This is a genomic window from Streptomyces sp. NPDC026659 (assembly GCF_040638245.1).
Taxonomy (GTDB): domain Bacteria; phylum Actinomycetota; class Actinomycetes; order Streptomycetales; family Streptomycetaceae; genus Streptomyces.
In genome coordinates this window covers 18726-44205 of the sequence record NZ_JBEZXY010000016.1, presented here as the reverse complement: position 1 = coordinate 44205, position 25480 = coordinate 18726, and the positions used below count along the sequence as shown (strand labels likewise).

At 70.3% G+C, this 25480-nt stretch carries 26 protein-coding genes and 1 pseudogene; 13 read left to right on the top strand and 14 right to left on the bottom strand.

Annotation, left to right across the window (positions count from 1 at the left end):
- Window positions 1–479 precede the first annotated feature (479 nt).
- The 4 genes and pseudogenes from AB0E91_RS30275 to AB0E91_RS30260 all read right to left on the bottom strand — a co-directional run bounded on the left by AB0E91_RS30275 (window position 480) and on the right by AB0E91_RS30260 (window position 4080).
- Window positions 480–1001, bottom strand: a complete 522-nt coding sequence (locus tag AB0E91_RS30275; protein ID WP_361788413.1) for a transglycosylase SLT domain-containing protein — start codon at window positions 999–1001, stop codon at window positions 480–482.
- Between the two features lie 464 nt (window positions 1002–1465).
- Window positions 1466–1704 (bottom strand): annotated as a pseudogene (locus AB0E91_RS30270) (IS5/IS1182 family transposase); the annotation flags it as partial.
- Between the two features lie 161 nt (window positions 1705–1865).
- A complete protein-coding gene (locus AB0E91_RS30265) occupies window positions 1866–2603 on the bottom strand; it encodes a MerR family transcriptional regulator (RefSeq protein ID WP_361788411.1) in 738 nt (245 codons plus the stop codon).
- Window positions 2604–2655: 52 nt separating this feature from the next.
- Window positions 2656–4080, bottom strand: coding sequence for a serine hydrolase domain-containing protein (locus AB0E91_RS30260; protein WP_361788409.1), 1425 nt, complete (start codon window positions 4078–4080; stop codon window positions 2656–2658).
- A 249-nt stretch (window positions 4081–4329) separates the two neighbouring features.
- On the opposite strand from AB0E91_RS30260, the gene AB0E91_RS30255 reads away from it, so the two are divergent.
- The 3 genes from AB0E91_RS30255 (at window position 4330) to AB0E91_RS30245 (ending at window position 8382) form a co-directional block, all read left to right on the top strand.
- Window positions 4330–6549, top strand: a complete 2220-nt coding sequence (locus tag AB0E91_RS30255; RefSeq protein WP_361788407.1) for a helix-turn-helix transcriptional regulator — start codon at window positions 4330–4332, stop codon at window positions 6547–6549.
- A 12-nt stretch (window positions 6550–6561) separates the two neighbouring features.
- Window positions 6562–7119: an XRE family transcriptional regulator gene (locus AB0E91_RS30250; protein ID WP_361788405.1), complete on the top strand. Its 558-nt coding sequence runs from the start codon at window positions 6562–6564 to the stop codon at window positions 7117–7119.
- Between the two features lie 171 nt (window positions 7120–7290).
- Window positions 7291–8382, top strand: a complete 1092-nt coding sequence (locus tag AB0E91_RS30245; RefSeq protein WP_361788403.1) for a hypothetical protein — start codon at window positions 7291–7293, stop codon at window positions 8380–8382.
- A gap of 323 nt (window positions 8383–8705) precedes the next feature.
- Here AB0E91_RS30245 and AB0E91_RS30240 read toward each other — a convergent pair whose 3' ends face one another.
- A complete protein-coding gene (locus AB0E91_RS30240) occupies window positions 8706–9692 on the bottom strand; it encodes an alpha/beta hydrolase (protein WP_361788401.1) in 987 nt (328 codons plus the stop codon).
- Window positions 9693–9833: 141 nt separating this feature from the next.
- On the opposite strand from AB0E91_RS30240, the gene AB0E91_RS30235 reads away from it, so the two are divergent.
- The gene (locus AB0E91_RS30235; RefSeq protein WP_361788399.1) at window positions 9834–10457 is read left to right on the top strand and encodes a helix-turn-helix transcriptional regulator; all 624 of its coding nucleotides are present in this window, start codon (window positions 9834–9836) and stop codon (window positions 10455–10457) included.
- A 59-nt stretch (window positions 10458–10516) separates the two neighbouring features.
- Here AB0E91_RS30235 and AB0E91_RS30230 read toward each other — a convergent pair whose 3' ends face one another.
- Complete coding sequence (locus tag AB0E91_RS30230; protein WP_361788397.1) at window positions 10517–11440, bottom strand: helix-turn-helix transcriptional regulator; 924 nt, start codon at window positions 11438–11440, stop codon at window positions 10517–10519.
- Window positions 11441–11604: 164 nt separating this feature from the next.
- Between AB0E91_RS30230 and AB0E91_RS30225 the strand changes: the two genes are divergently transcribed.
- On the top strand, window positions 11605–12459 hold the full coding sequence (locus AB0E91_RS30225) for an NAD(P)-dependent oxidoreductase (protein WP_361788395.1): 855 nt from the start codon (window positions 11605–11607) through the stop codon (window positions 12457–12459).
- 94 nt (window positions 12460–12553) lie between these two features.
- Entirely contained in the window at window positions 12554–13621 is a 1068-nt protein-coding gene (locus tag AB0E91_RS30220; RefSeq protein ID WP_361788393.1) for a hypothetical protein, read from the top strand.
- 52 nt (window positions 13622–13673) lie between these two features.
- Here the strand turns inward: AB0E91_RS30220 and AB0E91_RS30215 are convergent, their stop codons facing one another.
- A complete protein-coding gene (locus tag AB0E91_RS30215) occupies window positions 13674–13853 on the bottom strand; it encodes a hypothetical protein (protein ID WP_361788391.1) in 180 nt (59 codons plus the stop codon).
- Between the two features lie 166 nt (window positions 13854–14019).
- Here AB0E91_RS30215 and AB0E91_RS30210 point away from each other — a divergent pair, with 166 nt between their 5' ends.
- On the top strand, window positions 14020–14589 hold the full coding sequence (locus AB0E91_RS30210) for a hypothetical protein (RefSeq protein WP_361788389.1): 570 nt from the start codon (window positions 14020–14022) through the stop codon (window positions 14587–14589).
- Window positions 14590–14759: 170 nt separating this feature from the next.
- Window positions 14760–15497 (top strand): VOC family protein, encoded by a 738-nt coding sequence (locus tag AB0E91_RS30205; protein WP_361788387.1) that lies wholly within the window; start codon window positions 14760–14762, stop codon window positions 15495–15497.
- A 265-nt stretch (window positions 15498–15762) separates the two neighbouring features.
- On the opposite strand, the gene AB0E91_RS30200 is transcribed toward AB0E91_RS30205, so the two are convergent.
- Window positions 15763–16215, bottom strand: coding sequence for a hypothetical protein (locus AB0E91_RS30200; RefSeq protein ID WP_361788385.1), 453 nt, complete (start codon window positions 16213–16215; stop codon window positions 15763–15765).
- Window positions 16216–16397: 182 nt separating this feature from the next.
- Here AB0E91_RS30200 and AB0E91_RS30195 point away from each other — a divergent pair, with 182 nt between their 5' ends.
- Window positions 16398–16982, top strand: coding sequence for a hypothetical protein (locus tag AB0E91_RS30195; protein WP_361788383.1), 585 nt, complete (start codon window positions 16398–16400; stop codon window positions 16980–16982).
- A gap of 121 nt (window positions 16983–17103) precedes the next feature.
- On the opposite strand, the gene AB0E91_RS30190 is transcribed toward AB0E91_RS30195, so the two are convergent.
- Window positions 17104–17598, bottom strand: a complete 495-nt coding sequence (locus AB0E91_RS30190; protein WP_361788381.1) for a hypothetical protein — start codon at window positions 17596–17598, stop codon at window positions 17104–17106.
- 342 nt (window positions 17599–17940) lie between these two features.
- On the opposite strand from AB0E91_RS30190, the gene AB0E91_RS30185 reads away from it, so the two are divergent.
- Window positions 17941–18681 carry a DUF6193 family natural product biosynthesis protein gene (locus tag AB0E91_RS30185; RefSeq protein WP_361788379.1) on the top strand — a complete coding sequence of 247 codons (741 nt, stop codon included), beginning with the start codon at window positions 17941–17943 and terminating at the stop codon, window positions 18679–18681.
- Window positions 18682–18783: 102 nt separating this feature from the next.
- Window positions 18784–19233: a spore-associated protein gene (locus AB0E91_RS30180; RefSeq protein WP_361788377.1), complete on the top strand. Its 450-nt coding sequence runs from the start codon at window positions 18784–18786 to the stop codon at window positions 19231–19233.
- Window positions 19234–19326: 93 nt separating this feature from the next.
- Here AB0E91_RS30180 and AB0E91_RS30175 read toward each other — a convergent pair whose 3' ends face one another.
- Complete coding sequence (locus tag AB0E91_RS30175; protein WP_361788375.1) at window positions 19327–20523, bottom strand: FAD-dependent monooxygenase; 1197 nt, start codon at window positions 20521–20523, stop codon at window positions 19327–19329.
- Between the two features lie 178 nt (window positions 20524–20701).
- Between AB0E91_RS30175 and AB0E91_RS30170 the strand changes: the two genes are divergently transcribed.
- Window positions 20702–21193, top strand: a complete 492-nt coding sequence (locus AB0E91_RS30170; protein ID WP_361788465.1) for a MarR family transcriptional regulator — start codon at window positions 20702–20704, stop codon at window positions 21191–21193.
- Window positions 21194–21286: 93 nt separating this feature from the next.
- Here the strand turns inward: AB0E91_RS30170 and AB0E91_RS30165 are convergent, their stop codons facing one another.
- From AB0E91_RS30165 to AB0E91_RS30155, 3 genes are read right to left on the bottom strand one after another with little or no spacing between them, the layout of a single operon-like run.
- Entirely contained in the window at window positions 21287–22492 is a 1206-nt protein-coding gene (locus AB0E91_RS30165) for a BN159_2729 family protein (protein WP_361788373.1), read from the bottom strand.
- Window positions 22489–23091 carry a sigma-70 family RNA polymerase sigma factor gene (locus tag AB0E91_RS30160; RefSeq protein WP_361788371.1) on the bottom strand — a complete coding sequence of 201 codons (603 nt, stop codon included), beginning with the start codon at window positions 23089–23091 and terminating at the stop codon, window positions 22489–22491. Before AB0E91_RS30160 ends, AB0E91_RS30165 begins: the two co-directional genes overlap by 4 nt.
- Window positions 23006–23356, bottom strand: coding sequence for a helix-turn-helix transcriptional regulator (locus AB0E91_RS30155; protein ID WP_361788369.1), 351 nt, complete (start codon window positions 23354–23356; stop codon window positions 23006–23008). The genes AB0E91_RS30160 and AB0E91_RS30155 overlap by 86 nt, the downstream gene beginning before the upstream one ends.
- A 235-nt stretch (window positions 23357–23591) precedes the next feature.
- On the opposite strand from AB0E91_RS30155, the gene AB0E91_RS30150 reads away from it, so the two are divergent.
- Window positions 23592–24179, top strand: a complete 588-nt coding sequence (locus AB0E91_RS30150; protein WP_361788367.1) for a transcriptional regulator — start codon at window positions 23592–23594, stop codon at window positions 24177–24179.
- 77 nt (window positions 24180–24256) lie between these two features.
- Here the strand turns inward: AB0E91_RS30150 and AB0E91_RS30145 are convergent, their stop codons facing one another.
- Window positions 24257–25453, bottom strand: coding sequence for a beta-1,3-glucanase family protein (locus AB0E91_RS30145; protein WP_361788365.1), 1197 nt, complete (start codon window positions 25451–25453; stop codon window positions 24257–24259).
- Between the last annotated feature and the right edge of the window lie 27 nt (window positions 25454–25480).

The following is a 25480-nucleotide window of genomic DNA, read 5'->3' as shown; positions in this document are numbered from 1 at the left end:
CCGCTCTGGTGTCGCAGCCGTCGCGATCGGCGTCGGCCCAGCGCTTGAAGAGGTCACGCTGGTAACCAGTACGGTCCTCAGTACGCCGGTGCGGTCCTCCGTACGGACGGGGAGCTGCGCGAGGACGTCACGGACGGGTCCGGATCAGCGAGGTGGGCGCGGGGCAGTACCGGGTGCCGGTCCACGGGCGCCGCCACGTCCCGGCCCGTCGACGGCGCCGACTACCGCCACGCCACGCCGCCACCACGTCTTCCGCCGTCACCCAGGCCGGTGCACACAGCCGCGTGCCGGTAGTACACAGAGGCGAACTGCACCAGCGGCGCCCGCTCCCGCCGCCCGCAAAGCGGACGCACAGCTCAATACCTCAAGGGCCCGCAACCAGGAGCACAAGCAGCAACGTAGCGGTAGTGGCCCCCCGACCGTGTCTGGTCGGGGGGCCACTACCGCTACCGCTACGCGTACGGGTGCGAGAGTTCCGCTCAGTAGGCGGAGTTGACGTTGTCGATCGAGCCGTAGCGGTGGGCGGCGTAGTTGGCGGCCGCAGTGATGTTCGCCACCGGGTCGGTGATGCTCTGGGCGGTCCCGGCCACGTGGTAGGCGTTGAACGTCGGGTCGATCACCTGCAGCAGCCCCTTGGACGGGATGCCCTTCTGCGCGTTGACGTCCCAGTTGTTCTGCGCGTTGGGGTTACCGCTGGACTCACGCATGATGTTGCGCTTCAGACCGTCGTAGCTGCCCGGGATGTGCTTGGCCTTCATGATGGCCAGCGACTGCCGGATCCAGCCGTCCAGGTTCCCCGACGCGGCCGAGGCGGCCTGGGGGGCGGTGTGAGCCTGGTGAGAGACGGCGGGGGCGTGCTGGGCGGTCTGGGGCATCTCGGCGGCGGAGGCGGACGACGGCATCATCGTCACCGCGCCGGCCGCGGCACCCGCGGTGGCGAGGCCGGTCAGGACGAGGTTACGCAGGCGGGCAGAACGGCGGGCAGCAAAGATCGCAGTCAAGAGGGTCTCTCCAGTAGACGTCGTTGAGGCACCGGCCGCGATGGACCGAGAACCTGTGGGCGTCGGGGCGAGGCCCCGCGGCCGCCGGGACAGACACAGGCACACCGGGGAAATCACCCGGTCCGGCCTGTCATCCGGCGACGACAAACATGATTAAAGCTGGACAAACGGTTGCGCAAGCATGTGACCTACTACCCCAGCGCGGAGAAATGTCCGAAATGTCCCGATCTGGCGGTTACAGGGCCGGTCAGGACGCAGACCTGTCTACGACCCGCCCTAGGACGTGACCCACCCCCTATGACCACCATCACCGCCGCACCAACACAACGCATACATCCGCTTGCGCAACGAAGCCAGCCGGACCGGCCAGAACAAGAAGCACGTCGCCACACCCGACAGAACAGCGGCAGTGGCCACGACCCACGGGATCGGTCCCGAAGCAGAGCCTCGAGCGGAGAGCCATCCTCGTCGCGCCGCTCCCGGCGGACGCGTAAGCGTCGGAAGCCGTGCGGCCAGGCGATCGTCCGCTGGACGACCCACCGGTGAATTCCCAGGTCGGAGCCGCGTGAGAGGCCTCGGCGGGCCATGACCGGTTTGCCGCCCTGACCCGGACGGGGCGGCGGAACTCGTCGTGGTCATAGCCTCGGTCGGCGAGCAGCATGTCGGGGCGCCGTCATGGCCGGCCGCGTCGGCCGGCCAGCGGACCACCGCCCTTCGCGCTCGTACTCTTCCTTTCGGCCGCTCATGGGGTAGTGCCGTGGCCGTCATAGAGGTAGGACGTCCATGGCCGGACCTCGCCTGCCGCCCGTTGCCACTTTAAGGAGCGGTTCTGAAGGGCGCGACTAATCGCGCTCGTCCCGCTACCTACCGTTGGTTTTCGCGCTCATCTCCCTCGCTGGTCAGTTGGGCGAGGCGGTTCCACGCTGGAGATGAGGGCTGGGACTGCGCGGCCAACCGGACGATGGTGGGACTGCGGACGGGGCGGGCCTCGGACCGGCTGGGGTGGTTGGTGAACCAGTTCCTGGTGCGGGCCGCGAGGGCAGCGAGGCGGGGATCCTCGGGCGACCAGTCGTGGGCGGCGTCATGGTCGAGGTAGAGGGCGCGGAACTCGGGATCGTTCATGAGTTCGCGCTTTTCGGCGATCCATAGGGAGACGTCCCCAGGGGAGGCCGTTTGCATGAGGATCCAGCCGTTGCGTTCCAGTTCCCTCTGGCGCTCGCTGACGCCGAGTCCACGCAGGACATCGAGGTAGTCGGCAACCTCAGGGGAGACGAACAGCCGGTCTCCACCGCGCAGTTGGGCAAGCTGGTCGCGGGTTCGCCGCAACTGCGCTATGCGGTCTTCCAGGTCGTGATCGATCTCGGTGACGGCCGCGGTGAGCGTGTCCGGGTCGGCGTCGAGAAGGTCCTTGATGCGGGCCAGTGGCACGCCCGCATTGGCCAGGGTCCTGATCTTGACGAGTTCGACCGCGTCCTGGGCGGTGTAGCGACGGTAGCCGGAGGGGTCGCGGTCGGGCTCGGCGAGCAGGCCGCGCTGGTGATAGTGGCGTATGGCCTTGATGGTCACTCCGGCGTAGTCCGCGAGCTGGCCGATCTTCAGCATGCCCGCCATCCTTCCACCCGGGCCGGTCAGTCGGAACGGTCAGTCGGAACGGTCAAGTCCGTCGGGTCAGGCGGCCGCCACCGTTACGGAAGCGCGCTTGGCCGTCGCGGACATCGTGGTAGGAGACGAGCAGTAGTCGCAGATATCCGTCGAACGTTTCCAGCGGGTACCCGGATGGCGCGAAAAGGCCTGGCCTGATCGGCACGTAGCGCCGCGGCGGAGCGGAGGTCATGCCGCCGGCGAACTGAGTGAAAACAAGTCCCTGCGATTCGTCCGCCGGTTCGTAGGTCGTCCGCTCCTCGAGCCGGCCGTCGACGATGCTGACGTCGATACGGAGCTGGTTGGAGCGGTAGGTGCCCACATACGGGGCGAGGTCGACGTCCTGCTCCCCTCCGGTGACCAGAGTCGGGATCTGGAGACCAAGATGCTCGCTCAGGAGCCACTGCAGGATCTGGTCGTGCAGCATGATCGCTGCCGAGGTGTTCCCGAAGGCAGTGAAGACCAGGTCGTGTTCGGGCACGACGCACAAGATGGACACTCCGCCGGGCGATGCGCCCGACATGGCCAGGACGGTCGTGTCACCGAACGGGTACCGCACCCAGCCCAAGCCCATCGGGGGGACGTTCGGGGTCGCCATGTCGTACGACACCTGCTGCATCAGCGCGGTCGCCCCGGCAGACAGGACGCGAGTGCAGGACGGGGAGATGCCGCCCGCCAGGTGGGTGCGCCCGAAGGCGAGCAGGTCGGCGACGGTGCCGATCGGCGTGCCGCCGGCCGGACCCCAGGTGTCGGGCAGCATGAACATGCCGGTGGGCGTGGCGACCATGGTCTCGGGGTCGAGGAAGTGACCGACGGCCGTGCTGCGCAGAATGGCCTCCTCCGCCGAGGCGCAGGAGTCCTTCATGCCGACGGGCGCGTAGATGTCACGCCTGAGCAGCTCGGGGAAAGGCATGCCGGTCACCACTTCCAGCAGGCGGCCCGCAACGATCATGCCGCCGTTGGAGTAGCTGAGCTGCTCACCGGGCTCGAACAAAGCACCGCAGTTGCTCGCGAGGCCGTCGACGTAGATCTTGAGTGCGTCGCGGCCTTTGGCGTCGGGGAAGAACAGGTCGGCATCGATGCCGTTGGTGTGTGAGATCAGGTGCCGAACGAGGATCTTGTTCGCCGTTCCCGGTGAGGTCAGGGCGAATTCCGGAAGGTACTTCACCACGGGCATGTCGAGGTCCAACAGTCCACGGTCGACCTGCCGCATGACCAGCGTGGTGGTCAGGATCTTGGTGACAGAACCGAACAGAAATCCGGTGTTGTCGCACATTGGCGCGCCGGTGGCGACGTTGCCGGTTCCGTGGGCCATGACGATCTGCTCGCCGGCATGGTGGACGCCTGCGACGTACCCGGGGACGTTGTTGGACTCGCAGTACGCGGCGGCCTGCTCGCGGATGTGGACTTCGACGGAGTGCAGCGCGTTGTTGTTCATGCGAAGCATCGTCGAACCCTGCCCTTGGGGCAGGGTCAAGTCCCCCCACCGCATCCCCGGACACTCAGCCCGAACGATCACTCAACCTTCGGCGAGAAGACCCGGCGTCGACCTTCGCTGCGAGCGACCCGAGAACTCGACCACCGACCCACCCCTAGCCCACCCGTCCGCGATACGTACGCACTCCGTACGGCAAATGAACGCCATCCGTACGACTGTTGAGATAGGTTGGGACGCCGGAGGTGTCCCATGTCCGAGTTGTTCGATGCGGTCGACGCGCTGGTCGCGTCCCGCTCCTCGCTGCCGTCGGCGGAGGAGCGCAAGCGGCTGCGTACCGCGCACGGCCTGACGCTGGACGAGGTCGCGGCCGCGCTGAAGGTGCGGCGGGCGACGGTGTCCGGCTGGGAGTCGGCGAAGAAGCCGACCGAGCCGCGCGGTCCGGAGCGCGAGGCGTACGCGCGCCTGTTGAAGCAGCTCGCGGCACTCTATCCCGCGCCACCGGAGCCGACCGCTCCGACGCTCGTCACGTTGGTCGGCGCGGCCGACTCGGTGCGGGCGCAGGCGGTGGCTGAAGGTCCGGCCGCCGAGGCTGCGGTCGTACCTGCGGCCGAGGACAGTCGCCCCCCTGCCCCCGTTTCGGCGGCCGCGTCGCACCCGGCGCCCGTCACCAGGACGTCGGCGGCGTCGCGTCGTCCTGGCACACGGAAGGCGACCCCGGTCGGCCCCTCGGCGGGCGGCGCCGATCCGCGGTTCGAGAACGGGCCGCTGGCCGTCGTCGATGTCGAGGACGGGCAGGTGCTGGCGTACTGCACCGGCGGCCTGGTCCTGGACGTGCCCGCCAAGAGCATCCCGGCCCTGGTGGACTGGACGTTGCGGGAGGCGCGGCTCGGTCAGCCGAAGCTCTCCGGCCCCGGCAAGGACGCCGACCCGCTGCTCGTGCTCACCGAGGCCGTGCTGGAACGCTACGGTCTGCCCGCCACTCTCACCGAAGAGGAGCGGCTCGCCGGACGCCTGCCGGAGGGCCACAAGGTCGTCAAGCAGCTCGCGCGTGCGGAGTGGAAGCTGACCAAGCGCGGCTTCGGGCCGTGGGCGCGGATCTACCGCCCGGCGCAGGGTGCGGAGCGGGCCTGTGTCCAGCTGTGCATCCCGTCCTGGCACGCGCTGGACGCCCGGCACTGGGGCGAGGCCGGGCAGCTCCCGCCGGCCGAACTCGCCCGCGTGCTGGGGGTGTACGCGTCCCGTGTGATGACGCCGCGCGGATCGACCGCCGTGACTGGCCTGGAGTTGATGACCGCGCTGCACCCGCCGACCCGCGCCTCCGAGCCGGACGCCGACGGCAAACGGCACTCCGCGCACAACCCCGGCTCCCTGGGCATCGAGCCGGTGGACCCGGCGCCGTGCGAGGCCCCCGACGGCCACCCGGTCCTCAAAGACCTGCCCCGGTTCCACGTGCGCGGCCCCGGCGAGAAGCTGTTCGAGGAGGCGTACGACTGGGCGCGGCCGATGACCGATGCCGAGTGCACTCTGCGCCACCTGGTCGGCATCGACGTGAACATGGCCTTCGCCGCGGGCGCCAACGGCCTGACCGTCGGCCTCGGAGCCCCGACGCACGTCACGGCGCCGGTCTTCGACCCGAAGCTGCCCGGCTCCTGGCTGGTCGACCTCTCCCACGTCGACCTGTCCCACGTGAAGGCCGGCAAGGAGTGGGTGGAGCTGGACGGCTCGCTGCTGCCCAGCCCGTTCACACCGAAGGGCGAGCGGCCTGAAGGGCCGGCCTGGTACGCGACGCCCACCGTGGCGTACGCGGTGGAACTCGGCTACGAGGTGCGGCCGGTGGAGGCGTGGGTGCGGCAGGACAACGGCCGCTACCTGGACGGCTGGTACAGCCGACTGCGCGACGCCTACCTCGCCACGATGGCCGACCTCGGTGTCCACGCCGACGCGGAGCCGGCCGACTTCCTCGCGGCGATGGACGGCTACAAGGCGCGCGATCCGGAGCTGGCGATCGTCGTCTCCGCAGTCAAGGCGACGGTCAAGGGCGGTCTGGGCAAGCTGCGCGAGCGGCCCCGGGGCGAGGGCTGGCGGCCGGGCGAGCCGTGGCGCGCCCTGTCCCGTCCGACGTGGCGGCCGGACATCCGGGCGGCCGTCATCTCCCGCACCCGCATCAACCTGCACCGCAAGATCGTCAAGCACGCCGCCTTCACCGGGCAGTACCCGGTCGCGATCCTCTCCGACTGCGTCGTCTACGCCGCCAACGGGCCGAGCCCGCTGGACTTCCTGCCGTACCGGGAGGGCAAGCCGCTGCCCGGCGGCTTCAAGCTCGGCATCAACCCCGGCCTCGTCAAGCACGAGGGCACCCAGTCCGTCCTGTGGGGCGAAGAGGTCCGCGAGCGGTTCGACGCCCCGGACCTCAACCTCGCCCGCTACATCAAGGACGGCACCATCACCGACGTCGACAACGGAGAGTAGGGGAAGGCGACGATGAGCCTGTTCGGGGACAGCCTGGACGCCGCCGTACAGAAGGCGTTCACCCGCCCGGCACCCAAGACCGCGGGCCCTCAAATGCGGTACCTGGTCAAGCAGTTGGGGGGCACCAGGGCCGTCGCCCAGATGCTGCGCATCTCCCAGCGCACCGTCGAACGGTACGTGAAGGACCAGATCAGGAAACCGCGCCCGGACCTCGCCGCCCGCCTGGAACGCGAGGTGAAGAAGCGGTGGCAACCGCAGATCAGGGCCAGGGCCCGCCAGAAAGCGGCGACCACGGGCGGCATCGTCATCGACACCCGCGCCCGCATGGGCTACACCGCACCCATCGGATCCACCGACCAGGACCGCATCCGGCACCTGACCATCGCCCTCCCACCCGCCTACGCCGCCCGCCTCTTCGACGCCCGAGAAGCCGGTGCCGGTGAACGCGAACTCAAGGAGATCGCGGCCGAAGCACTCAAGGAGGTCTACTTCCAGGACAGCGGGCGCCGCGCCGGAAGCCTGGAAGAGGTCCGCTTCACGGACATCGAACACCTGGAGTTCGACCTGTGATGACGGCCAGGCCGCGTTGCCCGGTTCTGCCCGTCATGAGCCGAAGAACGATGGTTGCCACAAAGGCAGGCTTGCCGTCACCACGATCACAGATCGGGCGGGCAGAACTGCCCGCCGGGGGTGCCTGCGGGTGAGCCGACGCTTGCCGAGTCGTACGGCATGATGGCGGCCATGCGTAGAGGAGTGGGCGGGGGACTCCGCCGATTGTGGCCGTGGCGCGCACGCGACGAGTCTGCGCTTGCCGAGATCGACGCCGAGATCACCGCTTTCGGTGAGGCCCTGAACGCTCATTCCTTCAGCCCGGGCCAGCCCGGTGCCACAGATGCGATGCGTGCCGAGCTGGCACGTGCCCTTGATGCGTACGAGCAGGCGAAGCGGGACTTCGCCGGCGGCCATACCGGGGCGGACGCAGGCGATGTCCTGCGCGCACTGGACGAGGGCAGGTACGCGCTGGCGTGTCTGGATGCCCTGCTCGCCGACAGGCCGCTGCCCGAGCGTATGCCGCTGTGCTTCTTCGACGCCCGGCATGGACGTGCCGTCCGGCAGGTGAGGTGGGCGCCGCCCCAGGGCATCGCCCGCGACATCGCCGTGTGCGCAGCGGATATGGTGCGCCTTGCGGAGGACCCGAGCCCGATCACTCCGCGGCCGGTGCCGGTGCCGGTCAGCAGGCTCTCCGGCGCACAGCCGCGTACGGCCGAGTTCCCCAGGACGACGCCGGTGAGCGCGCCCCAGCCACAGGTCAGCGGGAAGGGAAGCAGCGACGCGCAGACGCATCAGCTGGCAATGCCGTCGTACCGGCCGGCCCTCATGGTCTTCTCGACGACTGGGCGGGCCCGGGTCAACCTGCGTTTCGAGGACAGTACGGGGCGTTCCTCACGGCTTTACCGGCTGTCGGGCAACGGTACCTCCGTCCTCGCCCGGGTTCCGCTGCCCGAAGTGAAGAAGGCAGTCGCCTTTCGGGTATTCGCCTCCGACGGCCGGGAGCCGTGGACAGCGACCGCGGTACCACTGCGAGAAGTCCCCCGCTTCCACGCTGAGATCCACGGCACCGGGTCCGATGTCGTGCACTATCGAGGGGAGCCGGGGCCGGGGGTTCTGAGGTATGAGGGACCGAGCGTGATTCAGTTGGAGGTTCTGGACGACCGGCTCGCTTACCGGGTGACGGTGGCCGAGGGCAGCGCCGGGGAGCACCCGTTCCAGTGGCCGGGCCCCGGCTACTACCAGGTGCGCTCGGCCGGGACATGGATTCTGTCCGCCGCGTAACGAAACGCAGGCCAGATCGCTGCCCTCCGCCAATCGTGATGCGCAAGGTGGCCAACTGGCGCTGCCACGGTGCCATGCAGCTCAGCGGTCCGACGGGCCACCGGAGCCGGTGACAACTACGATGCTGTCCGCGTTGCCGGTGCCAAGCAGCGTGCTGACCTGCTGACAACGATCGAGCTTCATTCGCGCCAGAGCCGCACGTCAATGGCCGCCGATGGTGCCAACTGTCGTGCTTCGGCACACCTCGACACGGCCCACCCTCGGCACCGCCCACCCGAAACACGCCGCCAAGCTGCCCGAGCAACCCGGTCGGCCCGCCCGGTTCAGCCCCGAATCGTGGCGAGCCAGTCGGTCAGCAGACGGTTGACCTCGTCAGGGCGTTCCTGTTGCACCCAGTGACCGCAGCCGTCCAGGAGGTGGGAGGCGGACAGGGCGGGGAGGGTGGAGGGGTGGGCGTCGATGGCTTCGGCCATCCAGGTGGTGGAGGCGTCCAGTGCGCCGCCGATGAACAGGGCGGGCTGCTTGATCGGGGCTCCGCGGTGGGGGGCCAGGTCTTCCCAGTCGCGGTCCATGGTGCGGTAGCGGTTGAGGGCGCCGGTCAGGCCGGTGCGCTCGAACTCCCCCGCGTAGACGTCGAGGTCCTCCTCGCTCAGCCAGGCCGGAAGCGGGCCGGCGGGGAAACGGTCGCGCAGTCGGCCGCCGCGGGAGACGAAGTGCGGGGCGGGCTCCCCCTCGGCCGGCATGGTGTCGGCGGACAGGGCCGCGTAGAAGCCTGCGAGCCAGCCCCGCACGTCGGGCTCGATCTCCGCCTCGGCGCGGCCGGGCTCCTGGAAGTAGGAGACGTAGAACTCCTGCTCGGGGCCGCCGATCCGGCCGAAGAGGTCGGTGGGGCGGGGGCCGCCGGGCGGCGCGTACGGGACGCTCAGCAGGCCGACCGCGCGGAAGACTTCGGGGTGGAGCAGGGCGGAAGCGGCGGCGATGTTGGAGCCCCAGTCGTGGCCGACGATCACCGCGCTCTCCTCGCCGAGGGCGCGTACGACGGCGACGTTGTCCTCCACCAGATCGAGCATGCGGTAGGCGTCGGTCGCGGCGGGCCTGGCGGAGCGGCCGTAGCCGCGTACGTCGATCGCCACTGCCCGGTATCCGGCCGCGGCGAGGGCCGGGAGTTGGCGGCGCCAGGAGTACCAGGACTCGGGGAAGCCGTGCACGAGCAGGACCAGCGGGCCGGTGCCCTGCTCGACCAGGTGCAGGCGTCCGGCCGGGGACTCGACGGTGCGGTGGCGGAGCTCGGCGGTCGGCTCGGGCTGCATGGGCTTCTCCTCGGTTCGCGGGCGTCCGACGGGTACCCATCGATCATGCGACGCGGCGGCCACTCGGCGCGATCACCGTTGCCACTCTGGCAAACTCGCAGGACAGGGCGGTGAAGCGGCACGGTGGGAAGGAGCGGGACGGTGACAGGTGACGACGTGGCCCGGACGCTGGCGGCGATGGGGCCCCGGCTGCGGGCCGTACGCGAGCGCCGTGGCGTCACGCTCACCGATGTCAGCCGCGCGACCGGCATCTCGCCCAGCACGCTGTCGCGGATCGAGACCCGCCGACGCAAGCCCACCCTGGAGGTGGTGCTGCAGCTGGCGAAGGAGTACGGCGTCGCCCTGGACGAGCTGGCCGGCACCGCCCCCGCGGCCGAGCCCCGCGGCACGGCGCCGCGCGGCTTCGGGGACGACAAGGCGGTGTGGCCGCTGACCCGGTACGTCGGCGGCCTGCACGCCCACAAGCATGTCCTGCCCGCCGTCTCGGGGCCGCCCGGGCGGCCCCGGCAGATGTCCCACGAGGGCTACGAGTGGCTGTGCGTCCTGTACGGCCGATTGTGGCTCGCGCTGGGCAGCCAGGACCTCGTCCTGACCGCCGGGGACGTCGTCGAGTTCGACACCCGCACCCCCCACGGAGTCGCGAACGCCGGATCCGACGGGCCGGTCGAGTATCTGATCATGTTCGGGCCGCAGGGAGAACGTCCACGGCCGCGCACCCCTCCAGCCGCTGGTCGCGGAACCGGTGGCAGAAGGGCCGCTGAGTGACAGGTCTGCCGTCCAGGACGAGTCTGCCGTCAAGGAGGCAGGCTCTGGTCGTGGTGGCTTCAGCCTCCGGCGGAGGGGCGTTCCGTCCTGCCGGCTCCCGTGCCCGTTGCCGAACCGCTCGTCGCGCCATCCCGTGCCGGGCTCGTCGGCGTCAGGTCCTGCAGGCCCACCACCCGCAGCAACCGCAGGCGCTCGTACGACTCCGTGCCCGGGCGGGCCGTGTGGATGACGAGCTGCTGGTTGTGGTCGGTGTTGACGAGAACCTCGCAGTCGAGTTCGAGGGTGCCGATCGCGGAGTGCCGGAAGCGTTTGGTGGAGGCGCGGCGTACGGCGACCTCGTGTTCGGCCCAGAGGTGGGCGAACTCCGCGCTCGCGGAGCGTAGTTCGGCGACGAGGGCGGCGGGTTCGGGGTCCGTGGGGCGGGCCGAGGCCACCGCTCGCAGACCGGCCACCTGCTCGCGGGCCCGCTCCGGGCGGTCCTCGGGCGGGAACAGCTCCTGGGCCGCCGGGTCCAGGAAGAAGCGGCGGATCATGTTGCGTTCCCGGGGCGGGCGGGCGAGGACGTCTCCGGTCAGCGCCCGCGACAGCGCGTTCTGGGCCAGGACCTCGCCGCAGTCGGTCACCACCATCGCCGGGGTGTCGTGCAGCCGGTCCAGCACCAGGAGCAGACCCGGACGCACGTGCGTGCTGGTCGCATTCCGGCGCGGCGGCTCCTCACCGGTGAGGTGGAAGAGATGGTCGCGTTCGTCCTCCGTCAGGCGCAGGGCGCGGGCCAGCGCGGTGAGCATCTGGCGGGACGGGCGCGGGCCCCGGGACTGTTCCAGCCGCGTGTAGTAGTCCACGGACATGCCGGCCAGCTGGGCCACCTCCTCGCGGCGCAGCCCCGGCGTACGGCGGCGGGCTCCGGCCGTGAGGCCCGCGTCGGAGGGGGCCAGGCGGGCGCGCCCGCGGCGCAGGAAGTCGGCGAGTTCGGCACGGTTCACCTCTCCAGGGTGCGGGACGGCGGCAGCCTTATCCAGGGACTGCCGATCCCCTGATGAGGAGGTCTCTCCCGGTCGCTCCCGCACCGGCCGAGGCTGGTGGTCGACGACAGGCGCCAGGTGACAGTCGACAGTCGCCTGGCGACAGAGTGCGGGAGGAGCACAACATGCTGACATTGGTGACCGGTACAACGGGACAGGTCGGACGCCGCTTCGTGCCGAGGCTGCTGGCCCAGCGGCAGCCGGGCGAGCAGGTGCGGGTCCTGGTGCGGGACGCGGCCCGTGGCGAGCGTTTCGCGGAGCTGGGCGCCCAGGTCGCCGTAGGGGACATGCGCGACGAGGAGACACTCGGCAAGGCGCTCACCGGTGTGGACGCCGTCGTGAACGTCGCCGCCTCCTTCCGCGGGGTGCCCGACGAGGAGGCGTGGGCCGTCAACCGGGACGCCGCGGTGGCCCTGGGACGCGCCGCGCGGGCCGCCGACGTGGAGCGGTTCGTGCAGGTCAGCACCGGCAATGTGTACGGCGTCGGACGGGGCCGCCCGCTGACCGAGGAGGACGAGAGCAGGCCGGGCGGCGAGATGTGGGGCGCGTACCCCGAGTCCAAGGCCGAGGCCGAGCGCGAACTGCTCGCGCTGGAGGGCCTCGACGTCCGCGTCGGACGGCTCCCCTTCGTCTACGGCGAGGGCGACCCGCACCTCGCCAACTCTCTTCACTGGGCAGCCCGTTGGGCGCCGCACCAGCGCCTCCAGATGGCCCACCACGCGGACGTCGCCCAAGGTCTGATGCGTCTGCTGTACGCGCCGGGTATCGCCGGCCGGATCTACAACATCGCCGACGACGCACCCGTCACGACGGTCGAGCTGTACCAGCTCAACGGCGTCGAGGTGCCCGCCGGGCTCCACGAACTCCCGGACCCCGACCCGTGGTTCGGGATCATGTCCAACCAGCGCATCCGCCGGGAACTCGGCTTCCGGCCGATCTACCCGAGCGTCTGGACGGCCCGGGACGCCGGAGCGCTGTGACGGTCCGCGTGCGGGGCCGGTCCACATCTTGCCGAAGCACGACAGCTGCCCCACAGCCCGGGGACTGTCAGTGGCTGGTGGCAAGATCGCCGACATGGTGTTCGTACGTACTACTCCCCCACGGCCTGTCGACGTCACCGCGGTCTTTCCTGAGCTGACTCCGTTGGCGCGAGCGGCCATTCGGCTGCATCCTCGTGCCGGGTCGCCCTCGGTCCGGGACAGTTCTGCGGGCGGCCCACTGCTGTGGCCCGCCGGGGAGCCATGGCCGCACTGCGAAGCCATGCACCCCGGCACCGGACGGTGCAAGTCACCGGCCGAGATACGACTCGAGAGGCGTCGACGAGCCCGGCTTCACCGTGATCCCCAGGGTCCTCATTACACGCCGGAGGAGACGGCGATCCATGAGCGCAACGCCGCGACGTTCATGGAGCGGCTCGAGGCCGGCCCTCCCTGGCCCGCGGAGAGTCCGGTCCCCATGCTGCCCGTCGCCCAGTTGTACGTGCGCGATGTCCCGCTCCTGCGGCCGCCCGGGCAGGCCGACGTACTCCAAGTGCTGTGGTGTCCCTACGACCATGAACCGGATGCCAAGCCCGCGACCGCGCTGTTCTGGCGGTCCGCGGCGGACGTCGGCGACGTCCTCACCGCGCCGCCCCAGCCGTACGAGGCGGACTGGGACGGCTATGTGCCGGAGCCCTGTCGACTGGCGCCGGAAGCGATCACCGAGTACCCCAACAGCCTCGATCTCAGCCCTGAGACGCGGCTGGCGCTGGCCGACTGGAGCAGATGGCAGGCGGCCGACGCCGACGTGGACAGCTCGTACGCGAGCTGTCCGGCGGAGTTCTACGACGGCAATCTGGCGAACGCTCCCGGCTGGAAGGTCGGCGGCTGGCCCCCGTGGGGCCGCACCGACCCGTACCCCCGATACTGCGGTGTCTGCGAAGTGCAGATGGTCCCGCTGCTGACCATCGCCTCCTTCGAATGGGATTACGGCAGGCGCGGCTGGGCACCGTACGAGGACGAAGCCGCCGCCCACGCCGCCGGCCATCGCGCCGGCCAGGACCCCGCGCAGCCGACCGAGGTGGAAGTCGGCAGCACCGACAACATGCAGCTCTACGTCTGCCCCGTCTCCCCCGAGCATCCGCACACCGACCTGATCCAGTGAGCTGTCACCGACCCTCGCGGAGCTGTCGAACCGGTCCGAGTGCGAAGCTCAGTCACCGGTTCGACGGCTCCACCGTCGCCCGCGCCAATTGACTCGGCTCCAGCCCGGCGTACTTGGCCAGCAACGTTTCCCGGTGCCAGCGCAGCCAACCCTCCAGCATCTGACGCTCGGTTACGGTACCCAGGGTGCTCAGCTGCTTGGCGCGTTCGACCGGCGGTGCTGTCCATGTCATGGGTCTACCCTGCACTGCCCTCAGGGAGGGTTCACATGGACCCGTGCTTCCGCCGACTCTGCGGTGCCTGCGGGTGGCCGGTCCAAGACGTCGTTTCTGCTGGTGGATCGGTGCCGGGCATCATGGTCGCCGACGGAAGCCCATGGCGGGAGGACGGGTGCGGCACATGTCCAGCGGCGTACAAACGGCTTTGACCGAGCTGTGGCAGCGGCACTGGCCCGACTGCCCTCCGGTCGGGTACAAGCTCCGCGACCCGTACAGGGATCGCTGGGTGCGCTTCCACAGTCTGCCGGAGTCGAAGCGATACGCGGAGGACGAGAGCGAGTACACCGTCGTCCTGGAGCGGTACAACACCGTCCTTGACGAGTTGTTCGCCGGTGAAGATGTCTACGTGATCACTCCGATCTGGGCGACCGAAGCCGAGGTTCCGCCATTCCGGCCAGACGCCCGCTACTGGCAGACCCTGCTGGTGGAGGACGATCCAAACACGGAGTTCCGTACCTACTGCCACCTCTTCGCCGCGCGCCACCCCTGGCGATACGGCTGCCTCGACGAGCTGCTCCGTGAAATCGCGGACGACAAGGTGGCGGGAGTCCTCGTCACCGACACCCGGATGCGGCGTGTCTACCACCCCTACGACGGCGGCGCCGATGTCTTTCTGGCTGCGCCCGGGGAACGGGATCAGACGCGCGATCGGCATGCCGACTGGCTTTCCAGTCACTCGTCGGGGCTCTGACGAGACGGGCTCACCGCCCCGCTCACCCGGCGCGGAGCGGGACGGCACGGCACGCCACTGGGCCGGGAACGTCCCGGTGGGTGGTCGAGGCTTCTCGGCAAATCACCTGCTACCTCATCCCCCACCAACAGCTCTCCTCATCGTGTTGGCCGTTGATTAAGATCCGCGGCATGGCCACAAGACTCGTGCAGATCAACATGAAGGCCCAGGACGACTCCGCGCTCGGCCGGTTCTGGGCGGACGTACTCGGTTGGGGTGTCGACAGCGAGGGACCCGGCGTCACCAACCTCGAACCTGTGGGTTTCTCCTACCCCGACCCCGTGGCCGTCTGCATCGACATCATCGCCCGCCCGGAACCCAAGACGGTGAAGAACAGGGTGCACCTTGATCTGACCACGACCTCGACCGCCCACAAGGAGAAGCTGGTCGCGCGCTTGCAGGACCTCGGCGCGACGCTCGCCGACGTGGGGCAGGGCGACGTCCCCTGGACGGTCATGGCCGACCCGGAGGGCAACGAGTTCTGCGTCCTGGAGCCCCGTCCGGTCTACCAGGACACCGGGCCGATCGCCGCGGTGGTGGTCGACTGCGCCGACCCACGGAGGATGGCCGAGTTCTGGGGCGAGGCGATGGACTGGACGCTGCACGAGGTCACCGACGGCCACGCGACCATGCGATCCGCCAAGGGGGTCGGCCCCTACCTGGAGTTCGTCCGCACCCCCGACACCAAGAGCGTGTGGAACCGCGTCCACCTCGACGTCCGCCCCTACCCCGGTGACGACTTGGCAGCCGAAGCAGCCAGACTGCGCGCCCTGGGTGCCACCGACCCCGGTTTCGACCAGTCCACCATCTCCTGGACGGTTCTGGCCGACCCTGAGGGCAACGAGTTCTGTCTCCTCGCTCCTCGCTGACGTTGAGGGACGGTGCCGCTGCACCGGGCTTCGACACGGTGAGCTCGCCCGGCCTGATCAGGTCGCCTGAAGGCTGAGTGTGCCGGGCCGGACGGACAGATCAGCCGACGCCGACTAACCTGCTGCCTCGGCAGAGGTCAGCCGGCCTTCGCCGGTTTCGCTGGCGGTGCCGTCGACCGTGAGCCGGTCGGCGATGGCTGACCTCAGCAGCCGGCGGCCGCGCCCAGCACAACGGGCTGGACCCGGTGGGCCCCCGCTCAGCCGCTCAGGTCTGGCACTGCGCCGTACCGGCGGTGGACCAGCCGCTCCAGGCGCCCCCGGCGGCACGGGCGTGTACACGGATCTCGACCCTCACGGGGCCGCACACCCGGGTCGAGCTTCCCACCTCCGTGGGGCCGACGGTCGCGCGCGCCGGGACGTAGGCACGACCGCTGCCCAGCTTCACCCAGTGGCCGCCGGAGACGACGCGGAAGAACGCCTCGTAGGAGACGTTCACCGCCCTCGTCCCCGCGTTGCGCAGCTTGACGTGCGCCGTGATCTCCCGGGTGTAGACCTTGCCCTCCTTGCCGCGTTGGGCGCTGATGCAGCCGTTGACGGCCACGCGACCGGTCGACACGCCACCGCCGCAGGCGATTGCTGCGGCGTGGGCGTTCGCCGGAACGGTGAGCACGGTGAGTGCTGCCGCACTCAGGGCTGCTCCGACAAGCCTCATACGCATGATCTGCCCCTTTCGGTACTTATCGCCTCAGGAGAACCATGACGTGTCGAGGCGTGAACGGCGGCGGTACATCGCGTTCTTCACTCCAACGGGAGCGGGGCGATACCTCGCTGACGTGCACACCGTCATGTCCTGCAGTGCCCCTGTGACACGGCGTCCCGGACCGGGCGACAATGCAGCGCATGCATGACGCGTTCACACTCCTTCGGCAGGCCGTCAACCTGCTGCCCGAGGACGCCGTGGCGGAGAACGGCCAGACGGCCGGAGATGTTCGCGGGGACATCGAGTTCGAGGAATGGGAGGTCGCGCTCGGCATGCTCATCGAGATCGCGGATGTCCATCCGGTGCCCGTCGGCTTCTGGGAGATGCTCGCCGAGGCCGCTCGGCAGATGATGTTGGACCGGAGCCGGCGTTGGTGCGAGTGGCGGGGCTGGGAAGTCGAACACGGGACGATCCGTGCGACGTTGACTCTGCTGGGAGCCGACGAGGGCGGCCGCCAGGGTGCCTTCTCGGGGGACGGTCGGCTCCGGCCTCTGTGGGACATCGGTAACCGCAGCGCGGACGGGCGACAGGGTCTGAACGTCGCGCGGCTTTGGGTGGAGTTCGCGCCGGAGTTCGGACCAGGAGAGACGGCCGACGTTCGCCTGGCTCCCTTGCAGCCCGAGCAGTGGCGGCATCTGAGGCGTGGTGATGTGATCACCATGCACGAGACTCAATCCGTCGTCGGCCTCGCCGAAATCATCGAAGTCCTGCCGCCTCATGTCTGAGGCCACTGGGCAGTCCGGCGCGGCAAGGACCGGGGCCGCAGCCGGACAGGCCGTCAAGCGCCGTCAAGACTCTCGGCGAGCCACCCCTGCCCCTTGCCCCCCCCGAAGCCGGTCCAGCGGGTTACGACGACCCCGGTAGCGGCGGGCACTCATGCTGATGAGGTGGGGGTCCCACGACGTTCAGGACCGGGCCTTCCCCGTCCGGGATTTCGAAGACGAAGACGACGCCGGAGGACGTGGCCTGAATCGCGCATTGATTGCCGAAGGTGAGGGGTGTGTACGGCTGCCAGGCGCAACCGGCGCGTTCCAGGGAGGCGATCACGTCGGCGTACTCGGGTTGGCCGGGGAACTTCTCCCTGCCGACCAGAGCGACAGGGAGGTCGATGACGTCGTGCCAGGTCTGGAGGCAAATGAGGATGATCTTCTGGCAGCGGCAGACGCTGAGTTCCAGGTCGCCGTACGCGAACAGGCGTGGCCATGACCGACGACGCCTGTCGACGAACACTTCCCATGGTTCCCCAAGCGCCGCGGTGACCTCGTTCCAGGCCGCGCCGTTCTCAACCGCCCCGAGGTGTCCCGCCTGGGCGAGTTCGGCCAGGACGTCAAGTAGTTCCACGAGGTGGAGTCTGTCATCTGCGGCGATGGGTTGTCCGATGTGGCGATGGGCTGTCCGACGGCTTCGGGCGGGCCGGGGTCGTTCGTGGGCCCGCTGGGAGAGCGTGCGCGTCCGGACGGGGTCGAGGTGCAGTTCGTAGGGCCCGTAACAGTCCGCAGCGAGGGTCGCGACCGGAGTGCCACAGGGGCAGGCTCGGGTTGAGTCCTTCGCCGCCTGCCGGTCCGCAACACCCTTTGCCATGTGGTCAGTTGGGCACGTGCTGGAGGTCGGAGGCGCTGTACCGCTCGGGGCCGCCGCTTCGCATTCTCCCGGGAATCGGTGACTCGGGCACAATCACGGGCCATGCCCACTCCCCCCGAACTCTCCGTCCTGTACCCCGACATCGCGGCCCGCGGCAGCCTCGCCGCCGCGCTCCTGGCCGAGGCGGGCAGCTGCCTCGGGGCCCCTTCCCCTACGTCCCCGGACTTCGCTCCGCTGGGGCACGCGGCCGTCGCGAGTACCCTGCCGCACCGCGAGCCGCTGGCGATCAGCGCCTGGTCGTATGAACGACGGTGGTCGATCCGCGGCGAGGAGTCGTTCCAGGGCATGGCCCTCATCGAGGGCAGCACGGACGACCTGGCGGAGGTCGCCAGGGCCGCCCGGGCCTGGTGCGACGGGTCGCCCCTGGACGGCATCCGCGAGGCGGCCCCCTTCGTGCGCCTGACCGGCCGGTTCGAGGTGCCCGACGATGATCCCGCACGCTTGACGGAATCCGAATGGCAGGGCATGCGCCGGGAGGCGGCCGAGCTGGAATACGCATGGCGGGAGACCTACCAGAGCCTGATCGAGGCGGCGTACGCCGAACCCGCGCTGTGCGCCCTCTACCCCTTCACGAGCCACTGGGCACTGCGCTTCTCGACGACCACCCGCCCGCGCCTGACCGTCGTCGGACCGTGCCTGAGTGCCAACAGCGACGGCACGTACGGCGTGGGCCGCGGCTTCATCAGCCAGGACCTCGGGCAATTCGATACGTCGCGGGAGGCCGTGGAGGTGGCAGTACGCCAACTGCCGTCCGGCCTCGGCCCCACCGCGCTCGGCGCCTGAGCGACACCACGCCGTACGAGGGAGTGACGGTACAACCATCCGCATGTGCCGTGAGTCACACCAGGCAGGAGCAACGAACTCCAACTAACACAAGGGGGAAATATGCGATTCAGCCGTTCCGCGCTGGCCGCCGTCGGCGTCGCGGCCCTGGCCGGTGGGGCCACGACCGCCCTGGCCTCGCCCGCGTCGGCCGCGCCCAACACCACCCCGCAGAAGGTCTGCGGCTCCAGCTACAAGACCGTCAACTCGGCGCCCGTCGGCTCCCTCGGCACGGTCTACCTGACCTACAACTCGGCGAACGGTAAGAACTGCGTCGTCACCATCCGCAGCACCCCCGGCACCGCGACCGACATGGCCGCCTGGATCTACGTCCCCGACACCGACGTCTACGACCAGGACTACGGGAAGTACACCTCCTACGCCGGGCCCACCTACGTCTACGGCAAGGGCCACTGCGTCGACTGGGGCGGCCAGATCCGCAACGTCTACGTGCAGGTCACCGGCTCCAACTGCGCCTCCCTGAAGGAGCAGCGGGTCACCACCGTCCGCTGAGCCCCGACGGGGTCCCGGCGGAACGGCACACCCGTTCCGCCGGGGCCCATCGCCCCCACAGCGCCGGCGAACGCGGCCCATCGGCCTTCCGCGTCACCCCGCCGCCGCGTACTCCGGCAGCCGCAGCGCCGTACTCGCCGCCCGGCCCTCCGCGCCCGTCAGGGCCGACGTGTCGCGCAGGGCCTCGTTGCGGGCGGCGAGGAGTTCGGGGGTGCTGGGGGCGACGAAGGAGCCGCCCGTCGTGGCCAGGGCCTGGTTCTGCTCGACGAAACCGCGGGTGAGCCGCTCGTACGCCGCGAAGGCGGCCACATGGTCGGTGTGGCGGGCCAGTTCGCCCGCCAGGACGTACGCGCCGACCAGGGCGACGCTCGAACCCTGACCCGACAGGAACGACGTCGCGTGGGCCGCGTCTCCCGCCAGGGCCACGCGTCCGCGCGACCAGGACGGCATGTGGATCTGGCTGACGATGTCGAAGAACAGGTCCTCGGCCTCCCCCATCGCCTCCACCAGCCGGGGCAGATGCCAGACGCGCTCCGGGAACGTCCGCGCCACCAGCGCCCGCTGCGCGCCGGGGTCGCGGAACGCGTCGTAGGGCGGGACGGCCTGGGTGAACGAGAGGAAGCCGTGCAGGCGGTCCGAGGGCTCGTGGGCGTAGAGGACCGCGGCCCGGCCCGGCGTGTTCCAGATGACGCCCTCGTGCGCCAGGCCGAAGTCGTTGGGCAGGGTGAAACCGGCGAAGGTGTAGCCGAGGTAGCGGTGGAACCGCTCCTCCGGGCCGAAGACCAGGCGGCGGGTGTGGGAGTGCAGGCCGTCGGCGCCGACGACCAGGTCGAACGTACGGTGGCTGCCGCTGTCGAAGACCACGTCCACGGCGTCGCCCCGGTCGTCCAGGGTGGCGATGGAGTCGTTGAACAGGAACTCGACCCGGTCGCGTATCGGGGTGTACAGCGCGTCGGCCAGGTCGCCCCGGCGCACCTCCAGGTCCAGGCCCTCCGCGCCGCCGGTCAGAGACTCGGGGCGCAGGGAGGCGATCGGGGTGCCGTCGGCGTCGACGAAGGACAGCTCGCGGGTGTCGACGTGGGCCTCGCGCAGACGCGGGAGGAGGCCCATGCGGGAGACGACCTCGCGGGCGGTGCCGCGGATGTCGATGGCGTAGCCCCCGCCCCGGACGGCGGGGGCCTTCTCGACGACGGTGACGTCGAAGCCGTAGCGGTCGAGCCAGTAGGCCAGGGCGGGGCCGGCGATGCTGGCGCCGGAGACGAGGACGGTGCGGTTCGCGGAGTGGTTCACTGCGGGGGTCCTTCCGGAACAAACCAAAGATGCGTACTTTAGGTATCCTTTTAGAGGGTGCAGGTACCCCCGGGACACCTTCGGGTCCGAGCATATAGATACCTAACTTAGGTATGCAAGTGGAGTTGATGTGAACGCCGAACCCTCGGGCACGCCGTCGGCGGACGTGCTCGCCGTCATGCCGCGGCTCGCACAGCTGAGCAACGCCCTCAGCCGCGGCCGCCTGGCCGAACGCGCCACCGCGGCCGCCGGGCTCTCCCTCGACCGGCCCGCCGTGGGAGTGCTCGTCACCCTCCACATGGCGGACCGGCCGCTGCGCATCGGCGAGATCGCCGAGCGGATGCAGGTCGTCGGCCCGCACGTCACCCGCCAGGTCCAGGAACTCGAACGGCGCGGCCTCGTACGGCGCATCGGCGACCCCCACGACCGGCGCGCGAGCCTCGTCGAACCCACCCCCGACGGCGCCGACGCCGCGGACCGTTACGCCGCCTCCCTCGTCGGCTGGTTCTCCGAGGCCGTCGCCGACTGGTCGGACCAGGACCGCAACGACCTCGGACGACTCCTCGGACGACTCGTCGACGACGTCACCGCCCGCATGAACCGCCTCGACCAGGAGACCGGTGAAACCGGCGGAACCGGTGAGGGAGGGGCGCCTCCGGCGGCCCGCTGACCCGCTGACCTGGTGGCCGGACGCCGTCCCGCCGCCCGGGCCCGGCCCGGTTCCCCGCGACCGCTCGGGAACCGGGCCTCCCCGCCTGCGGGCTCAGGTCAGCGGGCCGTGCGTCGCCACCAGCGTGCCCAGCGGCATCGGCGGACCGTCCGTACCCGACAGGGCCAGCAGGGGCATGCCGTCCTCCCCGTCGCGGCCCAGGTACCGCCACGACCGGCCATGACGGTCGGCCAGGGCGCGCGCCAGGTCGTAGACGCGGCCGCCGAGCCGGTACGGGGTCACCAGCGTGCGGGACGCGTCGTCCAGCAGGCGGGGTACCTCGTGGGCCGTCAGGCGGATCTCCGTCCCCTCGATACGGCCCGTCACCACCTCGGCGTCACCCACCCGCAGCGTCCGCACGTCCGGCGGCACGCCGATCACCGTCAGCCAGTACTCCCAGTCCGCCAGCCCCAGCGCGTGGATGTGCACGCCCACCCGGTTCGCGTCCGCCGTGATCTGCGTGACCTCCAGGCGCCCCGCGCTCTCCACCCTCAGCCGCGCGGCCAGCAGGACCGGTCCCCCGGCCCGCTCCACGGTCTCCGGGACCGGGAGCACGTCGTCGTCGGTGACCGTGACCGGCTCGGGCAGCGGGTGGTCCGACACGGCCTGCGGTTGCGGCGCCGGGTCCTCCGACGGCGGAGCAGGCGCGTGGCGGCGTGTGTGCGGAAGCGTGATCGCACCCCGCAACATCCCGGCAGGCGGCGCCGGAACCGGCTCCAGCCGCGCCGCCGGATCGGGCGGGGCCTCCGCTGCGAGCGCCGGGGCCATTACCGGTACGGCCGGTTCCGGGGCGGGAACGGGCTCGAAGTACGGCACCCCCACCGGCACCGCCGTGTCGTGGACGGGCCCGTCCACGGAGTCCGCCGGCATGGCCGGGTCCGGTACGAACACGGCATCGTGGCCCGCGGACACGATCGGCGACACCAACTCGGAGACGGACTCGGCCCCTTGATCGGTCACCTTGGGCACACCCGGCGATGCCGCATCGGCAGCGAGCCGGACCTCCGGCTGCGCGACCCCCAACTCCGCGCCGGACACGACCGATTGAAGATGAGCCGGTCCCTGACGCGGTGTCAGGGGAACAACCCGCTCAGGCGGCCGTTCCAATCGGCGCCCCGCATCCAGTGCCGCGGCACCGGGTTCCACCAACCGTCCGTCCGCCCGGAGTTCGGCCACGAACGCGCGCGCGAGGCGGGCCAGCCGGTCCGCGAGCTCCCGCTCGACACCGTCCTCGCCGCTGAAGTCGAAGCCGCCCGTCATGCCGCCGCTCCCGTGTAGGCCTTGCGCAGCGAGCCCAGGGCGCGCCACTGCAGCGTCTTGACCGCGCCGTCCGTCGTACCGAGCGTGCGGGCCGTCTCGCTGATCGACATCTCGTCCAGGAACCGCAGCCGGATCACCGCCTGTTGGCGGGGCGTGATGCCCGCGAGGGCGTCGAGGAGGCCGTCGACGTCGAGGGTGGACAGGACGGTGTCCTCGGCGGTACTGACCGGGACGGCCCAGGTGTCGCCGATGTGCGTGATCTGGTCGACGAAGGTCAGGCGGCGGGTCGCGGCCACCTTGAAGTGGTCGGCGACCACGTGGTGGGCGATGGTGCACAGCCAGGCGCGGATCGGGGTGCCGGTCCAGCGGAACGTGGAGATCTTGGACCAGGCCTTCACGAAGACGTCGGAGGTCAGGTCCTCGGCAAGGGCGGGGTTGGATCTGACCCGGCGGCCGATGAACGCGGCGACGACACCGCGGTGCGATCGGTACAGCTCGCCGAACGCCTCCGGATCACCGTGCCGGGCGCGGGTGATGAGCGCCGGCTCCTTGGGGGTGAGGGAGACGGGGGCGGGGCCGGTCTGGGGGGAAGTGGTCAAAGTCTGCTCCCGGATCTGTAAGTTGGGCGGTCGCTGCGGCCGGGGGTGCGCCGGGGGGCTCCTGCGACGGGTGCGGGTCGTCGTAGACGAGGGTGTCCAGGCAGACGCCGTAGACGCCGCGCAGCGTCCACAGCGTCGGCAGGCTCGGCTGCTTGGTCCCGGCCGCGAGGCGGTGGAGCGTCGACCTGCTGATGCCGGTGCGCCGTGCCACGTCGGCGACACTCGCGTCACCGAACTCCCCCGCCTTGTCGAGGAGTCTGGTCATATGGAGACGGAGCATGGTCAAACGACCCCCTCAGGGACGTGCGCCGCGCGGCTGGCCCCCGCGCACGCAACGTATGCAAGTTGCCCAACTCACGTGACGCAAGGGCATTCTGATTCGCACACAGATGCGAGATTGACCTTGTGGCCTGCGGAAATGTCGATCTAGGTCCTTGACCTGCGAAAGTGCACGCATGCAACTCGCGGGGCCCCACGCGCCCGCGCGCTACCCTCCCGACATGCGGAGCACGGAGGATCTCCACGGAAGCCGGGGCGGGCGGCAGGCCCAGGCGCGGCGCGTCGGCGCGTACCTCACCGCGGTCGCGACGGCGGCCGGGTACGACGTACGCCGACGGCAGGGCGGGCGGGCGCAGTTGGCGGCTGTGACGGGGCTGAGCCTGACGACGATCAGCCGGACGCTGGACGGCAAGACCCTGCCGCTGCCCGCGCAGTTGGCGACCTGGGCGGCCGTACTCAACCTGGATCACGGCCGGATGCTGCTGGAGAGCGGCATCATCCCCGCGCAGCGCGGACCGCGTGACGCCGAGCACGGGGATCGGCAGGCGGCGTCCCACGTCCGGGCATCCGCCGTCCAGGCGTCCCACGTCGAGACACCCCATGTGCACGAGGGGCCCTGCATCGACCCGTTCTCCCCCGCCGTGTTCTCGGCGCTGGCGTCCCTCTCCCCCGACGAGGCGATGAACGCCTGGGGGATCACCGATCCGGTCCTGCGCAGGACGCTGACCGGGAGCATCGTGCAGGCGATCCAGTTGCAGCGGGAGCTGGACGCGGCGCTCGCCCGGGGGCTGTGGCACGAGGGGGAGTGACACAGGGGCGAGTGACACGGGGGACGGCCGGAACCCCGGGTGCGGGGTTCCGGCCGTCGGGTGCGGCGCGGGGCCTGTCAGAAGGCCGTCAGGGTGAGGGTGAAGCCCGACGGGGACGTGTCCTGGATGAAGGAGGCGAAGTCGGCGACGTCGTCGAAGGCGAAGCCGTAGGCCTTGCCGTCCTTGGTGGCCTCGTGGATCGCCTTGGAGTAGTGGTTGGTCAGCTCGGCCTTGTAGAAGGCGGCGGCGTCGGTGCTGGGCTGCGCGGTGTCGGTGAGCAGCGTGGAGCGGTTGAACCCGGCGCCGAGGACGGCGGCGACGGGGCCGGTGGTGCCGTCGTTCGGGGCGGCGAGCTTGCCGTCGCAGAAGAGGACGTCACGGGTGGAGGGCTTGTCGAAGGACACCGAGGCCGGTCCGTCGAAGGTGAACTTCTCGCCGCGCACCCGGCCGGTGAACGTACCGGCGTTGGTGGTGATCTTCAGGTCCTTGCCGGTGAAGGTGGACCACACCTCGTCGATGTACGGCGCGAAGTAGTCCTTGGCGAAGATGCCGGCGTCCAGGCCGTGGCCGGGGGCGATGATGCGCTTGTCGTCGATGACCAGGCCCGCGAAGTCCTCGACCTGCTTGACGGCGGCGAAGGCGGCGGCGCGGCCGCCGTCGCGGATGGCGCCCGTGGTCTGGTCCTTGTCGCCGGTGAGGCGGATGTTCATCGGCACGCTGAACATGTCGACCATGGTGGTGTTGCAGAACATGCCGCTGGCGTTGTACGTGAACTCGGCGCAGTCGTGCAGGATCCCGAAGTTGGGGTCGGACTTGACCCAGCCGGCCGGGAACTGGAGCGCGGCGTTGCCGTTGCCGTCGGTCACGGCCTTGAACTTGAGCTTCTCGCCGAGCGAGACGTAGATGCGGCCCGACATGAAGGGCAGGGACAGCTTGGTCTCGGTGCCCGAGAGCGAGATCGCGTAGTCGGTGAAGCCGTCGGCGCCGTTGTCGGAGACGGCGATGGGGGCGAGGGTGCCCTCCGGGGTGAGGCGGACCTGCTTGCCGTCCTGGTTGCCGACGACGTAGACGTGGATGTTGGCGTTGTCGAACGAGCCGGTGTTGTTGACGACGGTCACCGGGAGCGCGCCGGAGGCCGCCTTGGTCCTGTTGGCGGGCTGGTCGGCGAGCGCGAAGGGAGCGATGGCGGCCGCGGCCGGGATGGCGACGGCGGCGCCGCCGAGGCCGATCATCAGCTTGCGACGGGTCAGGTTGCGCTGGTGACGAGGCGTCATGTGAGGGGCTCCTTGCGGTGAGGGGCC

Coding starts and splice junctions, on each gene's coding strand:
- AB0E91_RS30195 (WP_361788383.1), top strand. CDS start 16,398: ATGCATGACGCGTTCACACTCCTTCGGCAGGCCGTCAACCTGCTGCCC.
- AB0E91_RS30250 (WP_361788405.1), top strand. CDS start 6,562: ATGAGCCTGTTCGGGGACAGCCTGGACGCCGCCGTACAGAAGGCGTTC.
- AB0E91_RS30145 (WP_361788365.1), bottom strand. CDS start 25,453: ATGACGCCTCGTCACCAGCGCAACCTGACCCGTCGCAAGCTGATGATC.
- AB0E91_RS30260 (WP_361788409.1), bottom strand. CDS start 4,080: ATGAACAACAACGCGCTGCACTCCGTCGAAGTCCACATCCGCGAGCAG.
- AB0E91_RS30265 (WP_361788411.1), bottom strand. CDS start 2,603: ATGCTGAAGATCGGCCAGCTCGCGGACTACGCCGGAGTGACCATCAAG.
- AB0E91_RS30165 (WP_361788373.1), bottom strand. CDS start 22,492: ATGACGGGCGGCTTCGACTTCAGCGGCGAGGACGGTGTCGAGCGGGAG.
- AB0E91_RS30215 (WP_361788391.1), bottom strand. CDS start 13,853: ATGACATGGACAGCACCGCCGGTCGAACGCGCCAAGCAGCTGAGCACC.
- AB0E91_RS30205 (WP_361788387.1), top strand. CDS start 14,760: ATGGCCACAAGACTCGTGCAGATCAACATGAAGGCCCAGGACGACTCC.
- AB0E91_RS30185 (WP_361788379.1), top strand. CDS start 17,941: ATGCCCACTCCCCCCGAACTCTCCGTCCTGTACCCCGACATCGCGGCC.
- AB0E91_RS30245 (WP_361788403.1), top strand. CDS start 7,291: ATGCGTAGAGGAGTGGGCGGGGGACTCCGCCGATTGTGGCCGTGGCGC.
- AB0E91_RS30220 (WP_361788393.1), top strand. CDS start 12,554: ATGGTGTTCGTACGTACTACTCCCCCACGGCCTGTCGACGTCACCGCG.
- AB0E91_RS30150 (WP_361788367.1), top strand. CDS start 23,592: ATGCGGAGCACGGAGGATCTCCACGGAAGCCGGGGCGGGCGGCAGGCC.
- AB0E91_RS30155 (WP_361788369.1), bottom strand. CDS start 23,356: ATGACCAGACTCCTCGACAAGGCGGGGGAGTTCGGTGACGCGAGTGTC.
- AB0E91_RS30170 (WP_361788465.1), top strand. CDS start 20,702: ATGCCGCGGCTCGCACAGCTGAGCAACGCCCTCAGCCGCGGCCGCCTG.
- AB0E91_RS30225 (WP_361788395.1), top strand. CDS start 11,605: ATGCTGACATTGGTGACCGGTACAACGGGACAGGTCGGACGCCGCTTC.
- AB0E91_RS30210 (WP_361788389.1), top strand. CDS start 14,020: ATGTCCAGCGGCGTACAAACGGCTTTGACCGAGCTGTGGCAGCGGCAC.
- AB0E91_RS30255 (WP_361788407.1), top strand. CDS start 4,330: ATGTCCGAGTTGTTCGATGCGGTCGACGCGCTGGTCGCGTCCCGCTCC.
- AB0E91_RS30180 (WP_361788377.1), top strand. CDS start 18,784: ATGCGATTCAGCCGTTCCGCGCTGGCCGCCGTCGGCGTCGCGGCCCTG.
- AB0E91_RS30240 (WP_361788401.1), bottom strand. CDS start 9,692: ATGCAGCCCGAGCCGACCGCCGAGCTCCGCCACCGCACCGTCGAGTCC.
- AB0E91_RS30200 (WP_361788385.1), bottom strand. CDS start 16,215: ATGCGTATGAGGCTTGTCGGAGCAGCCCTGAGTGCGGCAGCACTCACC.